The organism is Pseudoalteromonas sp. SR45-4 (assembly GCF_014163535.1).
In the GTDB taxonomy this organism is placed as follows: Bacteria; Pseudomonadota; Gammaproteobacteria; order Enterobacterales; family Alteromonadaceae; genus Pseudoalteromonas; species Pseudoalteromonas nigrifaciens.
The window spans coordinates 17,369-29,873 of the sequence record NZ_JACJDO010000042.1; the positions used below are offsets into that span (position 1 = coordinate 17,369).

Genomic DNA, 12,505 nt, shown 5'->3' on the forward strand with positions numbered 1-12,505 from the left:
TTATACCATCCGGTATTAAGTTCTGTTGGCTGCCAAGATTGGCTGTGACAGTAAACTGCTTAACCAATCTACGATCCAATGAGGCATTTTGCCTTCTCAATTCTTCGCACAAGACAACCCATAAACTATGAGGTAAGTCATGTCGAATACTGCAAAAAAATCATCGCGTCGTGAAACGCGAGCCGCTGCATCTGAATATATTTATAACTTAACGGGACAACCCTTTCCTAATTCGCACAAAGTGTATGTTGAGGGTACGCAAAACAACATTCGTGTAGGAATGCGTGAAATAACCCTAAGCGATACTTATATAGGCGGCAGTGATGAAAATCCAGTGTATGAGCCAAACGAGCCGCTACGTGTTTACGACACATCAGGCCCGTATACCGATCCAAACTTTAAGCTTGATGTACGCCAAGGCTTAGCAAAGTTTCGTGAGCAATGGATTGAAAGTCGCGGTGATACCGAGTTACTTGAATCAGTTACTTCACGTTTTACGCAACAACGTATGGCTGATGAAGGGCTTGATCATCTTCGTTTTGAGCATTTACCAAAAATACGCCGCGGTAAAGCGGGTAAAAATGTCACGCAAATGCATTACGCTCGCCAAGGCATTATTACCCCTGAAATGGAATACGTAGCGATACGCGAAAACATGGGGCGCAAAAAAATTCATGCTGAACTATTAGCCGCGCAGCATAAAGGCGAGTCGTTTGGGGCCAGTATTCCTGATTTTATTACGCCTGAATTTGTACGCGACGAAATTGCGCGTGGCCGGGCTATATTACCCAACAATATTAACCACCCCGAAACCGAACCTATGATTGTAGGGCGTAACTTTTTGGTAAAAGTAAACGCTAATATAGGTAATTCGTCGGTAAGCTCATCGATTGAAGAAGAAGTAGAGAAAATGGTGTGGTCTACTCGCTGGGGCGCCGATACCGTTATGGATTTATCAACTGGGCGTTATATTCATGAAACTCGCGAATGGGTAGTACGTAACTCGCCTGTACCTATTGGCACAGTTCCTATTTATCAAGCGCTGGAAAAAGTAAACGGCGTAGCGGAGGACTTAACCTGGGAGATTTTTCGCGATACGCTCATTGAGCAAGCTGAACAAGGCGTCGATTACTTTACTATTCATGCAGGTGTGCTACTGCGTTACGTACCAATGACCGCAAAACGAGTAACCGGTATTGTGTCGCGCGGTGGTTCTATCATGGCAAAGTGGTGTTTAGCGCACCATAAAGAAAACTTTTTATACACCCACTTTGAAGATATTTGCGAAATTTTAAAGCAATACGATATTTGTTTTTCGCTTGGCGATGGCCTGCGCCCAGGCTCGATTGCTGATGCCAACGATGAAGCTCAGTTTAGCGAATTGCGCACCCTAGGTGAGTTGACTAAGTTAGCCTGGAAACACGATGTACAAGTATTTATAGAAGGCCCCGGGCATGTGCCAATGCATATGATTAAGGCCAATATGGATGAGCAACTTAAACATTGCGACGAAGCACCGTTTTACACTTTAGGCCCGTTAACTACTGATATTGCACCTGGGTATGACCATATCACCTCAGGTATTGGTGCGGCTCAAATAGCATGGTACGGCTGCGCTATGCTGTGTTACGTAACACCTAAAGAGCATTTAGGTTTGCCAAATAAGGAAGACGTAAAAGAAGGTTTAATTACCTATAAAATTGCTGCCCATGCCGCCGATTTAGCAAAAGGTCACCCCGGTGCGCAAGAGCGTGATAATGCCCTATCAAAAGCGCGCTTTGAGTTTAGATGGCATGACCAATTTAATATTGGTTTAGACCCTGAGCGTGCCCGCGAATATCACGATGAAACACTCCCGCAAGAGTCGGGTAAAGTAGCGCATTTTTGCTCTATGTGTGGCCCTAAGTTTTGCTCAATGAAAATCAGTCAAGAAGTACGCGAATATGCAAAAGATTTAGAAGCGCGTGGCATTGACCCTGCTAATGCTGCAGATACGATTACAATAAAAATGATTGATGTAGAAGCACAAATGAAAGCTAAGTCGGACGAGTTTAAAAAAACCGGATCAGAAATATATCATAAAGCGATATAAATCAGCTTAAGGTGTTGGGCTGCGGGCAGCGAGGGCTCGCAGCTAAAAGGAACTTTTATGTTTTACAATATAGCGGTAGTGGGGTTTGGTTTAACCGGTAGGTTGGCGGCGCTTGAGCTGAGTAAGCAACACCGAGTTACTGTATTTGAGGCAGATGATGAGCACTCTCAAAACAGCGCAGGCAAGGTGGCTGCGGCTATGCTTGCTCCTCTTGCTGAGTCGGTATTGTGCGAGGCTGATTTAGCTTTAATGGGGCTTGATTCTATAAAGCGTTGGCCTGGGATTATTGATGAGCTTGATAGTGAGGTTTTTTTTCAGCAGCAGGGCACATTAGTTGTCGCGCATCAGCAAGATAAAGGCGATTTACAAAGCTTTGCTCAGCGGCTAAAACCGTTAGCTAATTATACAGGGGAGTCGGTGAATTCCCAGCAAATTGAAATGTTAGAGCCTGAGCTTGCTAATCGTTTTAGTCAGGGGTTATTTTTACCCTGTGACGGGCAAATAGATAATCAGGCATTTTATCAAGCCAGCTTTACACAGCTCAATAAACGCAAAGTAAAGTTTGTATTTAATCAACGGGTAACGATTAACGATAATAAAATTAATAACCGAGAGTTTGATTATATTATTGATTGCCGAGGGCTTGGCGCAAAAGATGACAAGCCTCTGCGGGGCGTGCGTGGAGAAGTAGCTAGGTTATACGCGCCAGAGGTGAGTTTAACGCGACCCGTGCGCTTAATGCATCCGCGTTACCCCATTTATATAGCGCCTAAACCCAATAATGAATACGTAATTGGCGCGACTGAAATAGAGTCGCAAGATACAGGCCCAGCCACAGTGCGCTCTGCTTTAGAGTTACTTTCGGCAGCTTATACGGTGCACAGCGGTTTTGCCGAAGCGCGGCTATTAAATATTCAAACAGGATTACGCCCGGCATTTAGCGATAACCGCCCACAAGTAACACACGTTGGGCGAGTTATTAGCATTAATGGCTTATATCGTCATGGTTACATGTTAGCGCCAAGTTTAGTGGCAAATGCCCTTTTATGCATAGAGTGAAAATTAAATGAACATAACAATTAATGGTGAGTTAATAGCTATTAGCAGTAATAAGCTCATTAACTGTTTGCAAGATTTTGGTGGTGTTGCACCATTTGCGGTGGCGATTAATGGTGAGTTTATACCGCAAAGCCAGCATAGCGATTATCAATTAACTGAGGGTGATAGTATTGAGCTGCTCTCGCCGATTCAGGGCGGATAACAGCTATGCTAAATAATGACTATTTAACTATTTATGGTGAGCAAATAAAAAGCCGATTGCTAATAGGCTCGGCGCTTTACCCGTCGCCTGCAGTGATGAATGAATCGATTGTTGCATCGGGCGCTGAAATAGTCACGGTGTCGCTTAGGCGTCAGCAAAGTGCGGCTGCGGGTGATGATTTTTGGCAGTTAATAAAAAATACTGGGCTTAAAATTTTACCAAATACAGCAGGGTGTCATAGTGTTAAAGAGGCCATTACGCTTGCTAAAATGTGCCGTGAAGTGTTTGCTACCGATTGGATTAAGCTTGAACTGATAGGGGACGATTACAACTTGCAGCCCGATCCGTTTGCACTGTTAGAAGCAACTAAAATACTGATCGACGATGGCTTTAAAGTACTGCCATATTGCACAGACGATTTAGTGCTGTGCCAGCGTTTAAATGCTTTAGGCTGTGAAGTATTAATGCCATGGGGTGCACCCATTGGTACAGGTAAAGGCTTGTTAAACAGTTATAATTTAAAAACAATCAGAGAGCGCTTACCTGAGGCAACGTTAATAGTGGATGCTGGTTTAGGTTTGCCCTCGCATGCCTGCCAAGCACTTGAACTAGGGTATGATGCAGTATTATTAAATTCGGCGATTGCCGGAGCGGGTTGCCCTATAACCATGAGCCGAGCATTTAAAGCCGCGGTAGAGGCTGGACGTTTTGCATATAACGCCAAAGCAATGCCTGAAAAAGACGTTGCAGCCCCTTCAACCCCGACTATGGGTATGCCATTTTGGCATCAAGAATAAGTGAGACGAATATGAATAACGTAGTATGGACAATCGCCGGCTCAGACTCAGGCGGTGGCGCAGGTATTCAAGCCGATATAAAAGCAATGCAAAGTTTTGGTGTGCATGGGTGCACTGCTATTACAGCACTGACTGCGCAAAATAGTTTAGGTGTTGAGGCAATTAATGCCGTATCAACCGATATTATTGAATCGCAGCTTTTAGCGCTCGAAAAAGATATGAAAGCCAAAGTAATTAAAATAGGCATGCTGGCAAATGTGCAGCAAATTCAATTGATCAGTGAACATATAAGCCACTATAAAGCCAAATGGCCAGTGCCGCCTGTTATTGTTTACGACCCAGTAGCTATTGCTACTAGCGGCGATTTATTAACAGAGGAAGACACAGTAAGTGCTATTAAAGAATGCTTATTGCCGCTGGTGGATGTAATAACCCCAAATACGCACGAAACCCAGTTATTAACTGGCGTGTACTTAATTGGTCCTGCGGCAATAAAAGAAGCCGCCAATAAGTTATTAAGCTGGGGCGCAAAAGCCGTGGTTATAAAAGGCGGGCATTGGGATTATCCAAGCGGCTACTGTATAGATTACTGCATAAATAATTTCACTCAAAAAGGCGAAGAATACTGGCTGGGAAATGAAAAAATTCAAACGCCACATAACCATGGTACAGGCTGCAGTATGGCCTCGGTTATTGCTGCTTGCTTAGCAAAAGACTACCCGTTAAAAGATGCGTTTATTTTAGCTAAAGCTTATATTAATCAAGGATTGAAAGTAGCGGTGCGCTACGGAGAAGGAATTGGCCCAGTAGCACAAACCTCATTTCCAACCAACTTAGCCGATTACCCCCAAGTAATAGAAGCGGGCAGTTGGTTAGGTGATGAACTCGATTTTGACGTTCCGCTTGATTTTAATATGGCTGCAGATTTTGCACCCTGCGAAAGTAAATCATTAGGTTTATACGCAGTGGTTGATAGTGTTGACTGGCTAGAAAAGTGCTTACAACAAGGCGTTAAAACTGTGCAGTTACGAGTTAAAAATAAAGACGATGCACAACTTGACGAATTAGTGGCAAAAGCAGTGGCACTGGGGGAGCAATATAATGCGCAGGTATTTATAAACGACTATTGGCAACTTGCAATTAAGCATGGTGCATATGGTGTGCATTTAGGCCAACAAGATCTAGAAAGCACTAATTTAGCGGCGATTAAAAATGCAGGACTTAGGCTGGGGCTTTCTACTCATGGCTTCTATGAAATGCTCCGCGCACATAATTACCGCCCAAGTTATTTGGCATTTGGCGCTATTTATCCTACCACTACCAAAGATATGACAGGGCAAATACAGGGACTAGAAAAGTTATTTAAATTTGTCCCCTTGATGCAAAGCTACCCAACAGTGGCAATTGGCGGTATAGATTTAAAGCGCGCCAGCCAAGTTGCTAAAACAGGCGTTGGTAGTGTGGCTGTGGTACGTGCAATTAGCGAAGCCGATGATTATGTGCAGGCAATAAGTGCGTTGCAAGCGGCAATAAATTAAAGTGGGCCAGGTTAATAGCCAAATGAATGAACTTAGCGATAAAGAAATGCTGCGCTATAGTCGCCATATATTGCTTAAAGAAGTGGGACTTGCAGGGCAGTTAAAGCTTAAGTCGGCAAGTGTTGCAGTAGTAGGTGCGGGCGGCTTAGGCAGCCCCGCATTACTGTATTTAGCTGCTGCGGGTATTGGTAAGCTTATTTTAATTGATGATGATGCGGTTGAGCTTTCGAACTTACAGCGCCAAGTGCTTTATAAAGTAAATCACTTAGGGCAAAAAAAGGTGGTTGCAGCAGGTAAAGTGCTTGCAAGTCTGAATAACCAAATCACTATAATTACTCACGCTGAAAAGCTTACTCAAGATAATAGCGCAGCATTACTCAATAATGCGGATATTGTGTTGGATTGCAGTGATAACTTTACCACTCGTTACAGTGTTAATCGCTTTTGTATAGAGCATAAAACCCCGTTAATCTCGGGTGCGGCACTGGCAACAAAAGGGCAGCTGATTGGCTTAGACTTTAGAAATGCAAATAGCCCGTGTTATGGCTGTATTTTTCCACAAAACGATATTGCGCCGCTTATCAATTGTGATAACGCCGGAGTAATAAGTCCGCTGTTGGGTATTATCGGCTCAATGCAGGCGCAGCTGACACTCAATATGTTATTAGGTCATTCTAGCGATTGTGTGTTTATGAGTATTAATGCACTCACTTTGCAGCAGCAACAATTTAAAGTGGTGAAAGATATCGACTGTAAGGAGTGTAGGTAAAGCCACGGTTTCAGGTGTTAGGTATCAGGCAGAGATCAGCCAAACTCGGTATTTAAGCAAACTGTAGGCGAGTTATTTTCCACCGCGATTGAATTTATAAACTCACTGAAAAATAAAAACCCCGCGTTTATTACCATAAACGCGGGTTTTTTTTACCTGATATCTATATCGATATCTATATCTTAATCATCAATTTTGGCAAACGGGGTGCCTAAGCGGGTCACTGTTTCAGGAAGTTGATCATCAAGAATATCCGCTTTGTCGTCGCCCCAAGCAAGTACCACGGTAGAGCCAAGTTTAAAGCGGCCCATTTCTTCACCTTTTTTAAGGCTAATAGCGTTTTCGCCCTTGGTTGGGTAGTTCCAGCTAAATACATCGCTACCAGCTGGTGGTGTTACTGTACCCGCCCAAATAGTTTCAATGCTGGCAACAATAGTTGCGCCAACCAGTACCATAGCAAGTGGGCCTATTTCAGTTTCAAAAATAGCAACCACACGTTCGTTACGTGCAAACAAGTTAGGCACGTTTTGCGCAGTCAGCGGATTTACTGAAAATAAATCGCCTGGTACGTAAATCATTTTACTTAATGTGCCATCAATTGGCATATGAATACGGTGATAGTCTTTTGGCGCTAAATAAATAGTTGCAAACTTACCGCCTAAAAATGGGGTTGTATCGTCTTTATTACCACCAAGTAGTGCTTGTAGGCTGTAATCGTGACCTTTAGCTTGAATTAGTTGGCCGTCAACAATATCGCCTAATTGGCTAATTGCGCCATCTACTGGATGAATAATAATGTCGCTGTCTGCAACTATTGGGCGTGCGCCATCTTTTAACGGACGGGTGAAAAACTCGTTAAAGCTTTCATAATGAGCAGGATCTGGGTGTTTAGCTTCACTCATATCTACTTTGTATTGCTTAATAAACAGTTTAATTAACGTGGTTGTTAACACACCCGCTTTAGCAGCGGCTAGTTTTCCTACTACGCGTGAAATAAAGTGTTTTGGCATTGCGTACTGCATTGCGATTTTAAATTTATCTAAACTCACTGGTTGTTTCCTAAATTATACGCGAGGCGCGCGAGAGCCTGCACGGCCATCGGCCATTGTTTCTAAAATTCTGTGGTAGCTGTCAAAGCGCAATTGCGAAATTTTGCCATCAGCTACGGCTTCTTTAATTATACAGCCCGGATCGTTTAAATGTTTACAGTCTCTAAATCGACACCCGCCTATAAATTCTCTAAATTCTTTAAAGCACCAAGTTACACGATCAACTTCTAAGTGCCATAAACCAAATTCACGTATACCCGGTGAATCTATTAAGTTACCGCCGCTTGGTAAATGATGTAGGCGAGATACCGTGGTGGTATGTTGGCCTAAACCACTGTTTTCAGAAACTTCTTTAGTTAGAATTTCAGCATCTGGAAGTACGGTATTAACTAAAGTAGATTTACCTACGCCACTTTGACCAACAAAAATATTGTTTTTGCCAACGAGTACATCTTTTAATTCGTCAATACCATCGGTACTTATATTACTAACCAATAAAACTTTGTAGTCGAGCTTGCGGTATACATCGAGTACTTTTTGTATTTCACTAAGACCTTGCGCATCTATTAAATCTATTTTATTTAGTACTAAAATAGGCTCTATACCCATATCTTCGCAGGCTATTAAATAACGGTCGATAATACTTGGGGTAAATTCGGGTAATACTGCTGACACCATTAATATTTGGTCAATATTAGCAGCTATTACTTTTACACCGTCGTAAAAATCAGGGCGAGTAAGTTGTGACCGACGCTCTTGCGTTGCTTCAATTACACCTGCTAAATCGCCTTCGCTTACTTTAGCGCGACGAAACAGTACTTCATCCCCACACACTAAATTAGACACAGTGCGGCGTATATTACAGCGTAGTACTTCGCCGCTTTCAACTTCCACATCGGCATGTTGACCAAAACGACTGATCACAATAGCGCTTTCTACTTGGCCTAAATTATCGGTTTGCCATTCTTGCGCACCTTTTTTAGCAGGCCTTGCATCAGCACTGCTTATACGCTTTTGATGATTAGCCTTGATCTGACGAGACTGGCCTTTACTTAATTTTTTTTGTTTTGCCACAGGAGGCCTATAACCTTAGTTAAATGTCGACTTAGCTAAAAAATGCTTTAGCTCGACGTATGATGCTAATATGATATATCGAAATGCGCTGGATCTAAAGGAAAGCACCGCTTAGGTAATTATGAATATTAATAAATCAAACTTAATTTGGCTCGATCTTGAAATGACCGGACTCGAACCAGAGACCGATAAAATACTCGAAATTGCGACCGTTGTCACTGATGCTGATTTGAATATATTAGCTGAAGGGCCAACTATTGCCATTCATCAAAGTAATGAGTTGCTTGATAATATGGATGAGTGGTGTACCACTCAGCATGGAAAATCGGGTTTAACAGCACGCTGCAAGGCAAGTACTTACGACGAAGCCTACGCGGTTGAGCAAACAATAGCCTTTTTAAAACAATGGGTACCTGCAGGTGCATCACCGATGTGTGGTAACTCAATAGGGCAAGATCGTCGCTTTATGAATAAATACATGCGCGAATTGGAAGACTTTTTTCACTATCGTAATCTAGATGTAAGCACAATTAAAGAGCTCGCGCGTCGCTGGAAACCAGAGGTACTTGCACAAGTGAATAAAAAAGGCTCACATCTTGCGCTAGACGACATTAAAGATTCGATTATGGAATTAAAGGTCTATAGAGAAAAATTCTTTAATTTATAAAAAACACTTGCAAACACACTGTATTATTGTAGAATCCTGCCCCGCTCAAGACGATAACCCACGCGGGGTTAGTGTGTTTGAGTTGTTTAAATATAAAGCAATACTAGCTCAGTTGCTAGAATGTTGAACGCGACTTGTCGCGCAGCAACGGACGAATTACTTACTACTTTATAATGCGGCACTAGCTCAGTTGGTAGAGCGCGACCTTGCCAAGGTCGAGGTCACGAGTTCGAGCCTCGTGTGCCGCTCCAATTTCTAACCAAAAGAAATTGAAGTTATTTATATAACTAGAAGTAAAAATGCGGTACTAGCTCAGTTGCTAGAATGTTGAACGCGACCCGTCGCGCACCAACGGACGAATTACTGACTACTTTATAATGCGGTACTAGCTCAGTTGCTAGAATGTTGAACGCGACCTGTCGCGCACCAACGGACGAATTACTGACTACTTTATAATGCGGCACTAGCTCAGTTGCTAGAATGTTGAACGCGACCTGTCGCGCACCAACGGACGAATTACTGACTACTTTATAATGCGGTACTAGCTCAGTTGCTAGAATGTTGAACGCGACTTGTCGCGCACCAACGTAAAATAACTAAAGAAATAAAAATGCGGCACTAGCTCAGTTGGTAGAGCGCGACCTTGCCAAGGTCGAGGTCACGAGTTCGAGCCTCGTGTGCCGCTCCAATTTCTAACCAAAAGAAATTGCAGTGTTGAATAAAAATGCGGTACTAGTTCAGTTGCCAAAATGTTGAACGCGATTTGTTGCGCACCAACGGACGAATTACTGACTACTTTATAATGCGGTACTAGCTCAGTTGGTAGAGCGCGACCTTGCCAAGGTCGAGGTCACGAGTTCGAGCCTCGTGTACCGCTCCAATCTTTTATATCTATCAAAAATATCCCAAACAAAAAGCCATAAAAATTTCTTATTTTAAATACAATCTTTCTCTATCTGATTTCATATGCAGTGAACTATCCAGCGACTGAAGAACACTAGGTTTTCTCGCTATGCATTCGATAAAAATTGCGTTAAAGCCTTTAGTAATTAGCAACGATAGTTACTCGCGAAGGGCAAGTTCTTTACCAATAAAGTGATGTGTTTTTACTGTGATAATTAATGGGTATGCGGCGGGAGTGAGGTTTAAGCTTTGATGAGGCGACTTGTTAAAACAACTCGCCCTGAATGGTTGCTACAATTCGCCTAGTACCACCGCTGTCTCGATGTTCACCTAAATAAACACCTTGCCATGTACCTAAAGCTAAATAGCCATTTGTAATAGGGATGCTTAACTCACAGCCTAAAATACTGGTTTTTATATGAGCTGGCATGTCGTCGTCACCTTCATAATCGTGACGATAATAGGGTTGGCACTGCGGAACAAATTCATTAAAGTGGCTCTCCATATCCATACGTACAGTAGGGTCGGCATTTTCATTAATGGTTAGGCTAGCTGAAGTGTGTTGAATAAATAAGTGCAGTAAACCCACTTTGTAATTTGTGAGTTCGGGGATTTGAATGAGTATTTCGTTATCAATTAAATGAAAACCTCGGATACGAGGTTTTAAAGTAATGACTTTTTGTTGCCAACTCATAACTTATCGAAACTCACTTCAATATTGGCGTTACCCGCATCGCAGGTAAATGGCATGAGTATTTTTTTACCTTGGCTTTTATGAGTAATTGTATGGTCTTTACCAGATACAACTATTGGAGTTGCCATATCAAAGTCGAAACCTTTTTGACCCAATAAGTTTTTAGCGCCACCTGTAACCATATTAGTAATTTCGCCTACCATATCGGTTACTTCTTCATTTATACTATCTGGACGTTCGCCAAGCATACGCTCCATGATAGTTAGTGCTAACTGCTCATCAAAAGTTATTGAAAAAGAGCCTCGTGTTTGCGGGCCAACCATTCCGATCAGGCCTGATACATCACCACAAGCTTTCTCATCAGTTTTAATGCGTGGCTTACCTGGCTTTAATTGTGTTTGAGCCATTGTACTTAATACATTGATTAAAGAAGATAAAAAAGGGTTGATGAACTCTACATTCATATAATTTACTCTTAAATTAGTGCTAAAAAATAGCGAGATAAAATATTTATATCGCTACTAAAACTATGCAGCTCTGCAAGACTCACATCTTCCATGTGCTTCTATTGTTTGCGCCGATACAACAAACCCACCTTCCGCAGCTAAACTATTTAGCTCATGCGAAATAACGGTTGAATGCAGTTCTTTAACAAATCCACAGGTATCGCAAATTAATAACTGTACAGGATGAATATGATCAAAATGATGGCACAACATAAATGCATTGGTGCTTTCAATTTTATGAATAAAACCAAGCTCAGCCAAAAAATCTAATGCACGGTATATCGTGGCAGGTTTAGCGCCAGTTTCTGTTACTTTTAATTGCTCGAGCAAATCATACGCGCCCACACCACCTTGCGCACTTGCAAGTAAACGAAATACCTTTTCACGGATAGGTGTAAATCGCGCACCACGGTTGTCACATACTTGTTTTGCTTTACTTACGAGTGATTCTATATTCATCGTTCTCTTATCCTTATGCTACCTTGATATAATATCACACTGTATTTAAGTTGCAGTGTTTAAATTAAACGCGTTTGTTAAAGCTATTCACTAAGGCGTGTTTATCTTTAGAGGTTAAATTAATAGTAGCGAGTTTGGTGTTAGGGAGGGCAGTACTTATTATATAGTGTCGCTATTTTCCATTAATAAGCGATAACGCTTGTTTGGATATTTGCTTGTAGTAAATGAGCAAGTAAATAATACCTATGTAGTAGCTTCAGTACTATATAGTAAAATAATGAAGGCCATTAGTTTTAAACTACATTAAAAGTACATTGGCTTTCTCTAATCTCTAATTACTCAGGTTATTAGTTATAAAGAATTGCATGACTTTTAGTTTTGTTTACTATTTGTGCATGCTTAATATGCGTAGCGTAATAAGCACACTTTATATTACTCAAACAATCGAGTGGTGCTTAAATTATGCACTGCTCAATACCTGCTTAGAATGTAAAACCAAGTCGAGTTACCCAAAATGCAGATGGCTTAGTATTGTTTTTAATCGTTTGGTTTAAATATCAAGCGAACAGCATTTTATTTTAAGTTTTCTTTAAAAAACGCTTGCGTAAAACTGGCTGCGCCCTATAATGCGACCCCACTGAGACGGCAGACAGCAACGCTTAGCGAGGCAAGAGTCAATCAGTGAGTCGAGTAAAA

At 41.9% G+C, this 12,505-nt stretch carries 12 protein-coding genes and 3 tRNA genes; 10 read left to right on the forward strand and 5 right to left on the reverse strand.

Features of this window, described 5'->3' with window-relative positions; all coding sequences use genetic code 11:
- The first annotated feature begins 139 nt into the window (after positions 1 to 139).
- From thiC to H5058_RS15215, 6 genes are read left to right on the forward strand one after another with little or no spacing between them, the layout of a single operon-like run.
- Complete coding sequence (thiC, locus tag H5058_RS15190; protein ID WP_011327189.1) at positions 140 to 2,092, forward strand: phosphomethylpyrimidine synthase ThiC; 1,953 nt, start codon at positions 140 to 142, stop codon at positions 2,090 to 2,092.
- A 57-nt stretch (positions 2,093 to 2,149) separates the two neighbouring features.
- A complete protein-coding gene (locus H5058_RS15195; protein ID WP_182678895.1) occupies positions 2,150 to 3,151 on the forward strand; it encodes an FAD-dependent oxidoreductase in 1,002 nt (333 codons plus the stop codon).
- Positions 3,152 to 3,158: 7 nt separating this feature from the next.
- Positions 3,159 to 3,353, forward strand: coding sequence for a sulfur carrier protein ThiS (thiS, locus tag H5058_RS15200; protein WP_011327191.1), 195 nt, complete (start codon positions 3,159 to 3,161; stop codon positions 3,351 to 3,353).
- Between the two features lie 5 nt (positions 3,354 to 3,358).
- A complete protein-coding gene (locus H5058_RS15205) occupies positions 3,359 to 4,150 on the forward strand; it encodes a thiazole synthase (RefSeq protein ID WP_086993123.1) in 792 nt (263 codons plus the stop codon).
- 11 nt (positions 4,151 to 4,161) lie between these two features.
- On the forward strand, positions 4,162 to 5,688 hold the full coding sequence (thiE, locus tag H5058_RS15210) for a thiamine phosphate synthase (protein WP_179807831.1): 1,527 nt from the start codon (positions 4,162 to 4,164) through the stop codon (positions 5,686 to 5,688).
- A 22-nt stretch (positions 5,689 to 5,710) separates the two neighbouring features.
- Positions 5,711 to 6,457: a HesA/MoeB/ThiF family protein gene (locus H5058_RS15215; protein WP_179807830.1), complete on the forward strand. Its 747-nt coding sequence runs from the start codon at positions 5,711 to 5,713 to the stop codon at positions 6,455 to 6,457.
- A gap of 182 nt (positions 6,458 to 6,639) precedes the next feature.
- On the opposite strand, the gene asd is transcribed toward H5058_RS15215, so the two are convergent.
- Together asd and rsgA are read right to left on the reverse strand one after the other, a co-directional pair.
- Positions 6,640 to 7,506 (reverse strand): archaetidylserine decarboxylase, encoded by an 867-nt coding sequence (gene asd / locus H5058_RS15220; protein WP_041454339.1) that lies wholly within the window; start codon positions 7,504 to 7,506, stop codon positions 6,640 to 6,642.
- Positions 7,507 to 7,521: 15 nt separating this feature from the next.
- Positions 7,522 to 8,580 carry a small ribosomal subunit biogenesis GTPase RsgA gene (rsgA, locus tag H5058_RS15225; RefSeq protein WP_011327196.1) on the reverse strand — a complete coding sequence of 353 codons (1,059 nt, stop codon included), beginning with the start codon at positions 8,578 to 8,580 and terminating at the stop codon, positions 7,522 to 7,524.
- Between the two features lie 121 nt (positions 8,581 to 8,701).
- Between rsgA and orn the strand changes: the two genes are divergently transcribed.
- The 4 genes from orn (at position 8,702) to H5058_RS15245 (ending at position 10,127) form a co-directional block, all read left to right on the forward strand.
- The gene (gene orn, locus H5058_RS15230) at positions 8,702 to 9,247 is read left to right on the forward strand and encodes an oligoribonuclease (RefSeq protein ID WP_011327197.1); all 546 of its coding nucleotides are present in this window, start codon (positions 8,702 to 8,704) and stop codon (positions 9,245 to 9,247) included.
- A 175-nt stretch (positions 9,248 to 9,422) separates the two neighbouring features.
- Positions 9,423 to 9,498: transfer RNA gene (locus H5058_RS15235), tRNA-Gly, on the forward strand.
- 361 nt (positions 9,499 to 9,859) lie between these two features.
- Positions 9,860 to 9,935 (forward strand) — tRNA-Gly (locus H5058_RS15240).
- Between the two features lie 116 nt (positions 9,936 to 10,051).
- Positions 10,052 to 10,127 (forward strand) — tRNA-Gly (locus H5058_RS15245).
- A 288-nt stretch (positions 10,128 to 10,415) separates the two neighbouring features.
- Here the strand turns inward: H5058_RS15245 and H5058_RS15250 are convergent.
- The 3 genes from H5058_RS15250 to H5058_RS15260 all read right to left on the reverse strand — a co-directional run bounded on the left by H5058_RS15250 (position 10,416) and on the right by H5058_RS15260 (position 11,809).
- Complete coding sequence (locus tag H5058_RS15250; protein WP_089367755.1) at positions 10,416 to 10,844, reverse strand: secondary thiamine-phosphate synthase enzyme YjbQ; 429 nt, start codon at positions 10,842 to 10,844, stop codon at positions 10,416 to 10,418.
- Entirely contained in the window at positions 10,841 to 11,308 is a 468-nt protein-coding gene (locus tag H5058_RS15255) for a chemotaxis protein CheX (RefSeq protein WP_011327200.1), read from the reverse strand. The genes H5058_RS15250 and H5058_RS15255 overlap by 4 nt, the downstream gene beginning before the upstream one ends.
- 63 nt (positions 11,309 to 11,371) lie before the next feature.
- Positions 11,372 to 11,809: a transcriptional repressor gene (locus H5058_RS15260; RefSeq protein WP_011327201.1), complete on the reverse strand. Its 438-nt coding sequence runs from the start codon at positions 11,807 to 11,809 to the stop codon at positions 11,372 to 11,374.
- Between the last annotated feature and the right edge of the window lie 696 nt (positions 11,810 to 12,505).

What these genes read in the sequence shown, in the direction of transcription:
- H5058_RS15205 (WP_086993123.1), top strand. Translation starts at nt 3,359, where the DNA reads ATGCTAAATAATGACTATTTAACTATTTATGGTGAGCAAATAAAAAGC.
- thiE (WP_179807831.1), top strand. Translation starts at nt 4,162, where the DNA reads ATGAATAACGTAGTATGGACAATCGCCGGCTCAGACTCAGGCGGTGGC.
- H5058_RS15195 (WP_182678895.1), top strand. Translation starts at nt 2,150, where the DNA reads ATGTTTTACAATATAGCGGTAGTGGGGTTTGGTTTAACCGGTAGGTTG.
- H5058_RS15250 (WP_089367755.1), bottom strand. Translation starts at nt 10,844, where the DNA reads ATGAGTTGGCAACAAAAAGTCATTACTTTAAAACCTCGTATCCGAGGT.
- thiS (WP_011327191.1), top strand. Translation starts at nt 3,159, where the DNA reads ATGAACATAACAATTAATGGTGAGTTAATAGCTATTAGCAGTAATAAG.
- H5058_RS15255 (WP_011327200.1), bottom strand. Translation starts at nt 11,308, where the DNA reads ATGAATGTAGAGTTCATCAACCCTTTTTTATCTTCTTTAATCAATGTA.
- H5058_RS15215 (WP_179807830.1), top strand. Translation starts at nt 5,711, where the DNA reads ATGAATGAACTTAGCGATAAAGAAATGCTGCGCTATAGTCGCCATATA.
- orn (WP_011327197.1), top strand. Translation starts at nt 8,702, where the DNA reads ATGAATATTAATAAATCAAACTTAATTTGGCTCGATCTTGAAATGACC.
- H5058_RS15260 (WP_011327201.1), bottom strand. Translation starts at nt 11,809, where the DNA reads ATGAATATAGAATCACTCGTAAGTAAAGCAAAACAAGTATGTGACAAC.
- thiC (WP_011327189.1), top strand. Translation starts at nt 140, where the DNA reads ATGTCGAATACTGCAAAAAAATCATCGCGTCGTGAAACGCGAGCCGCT.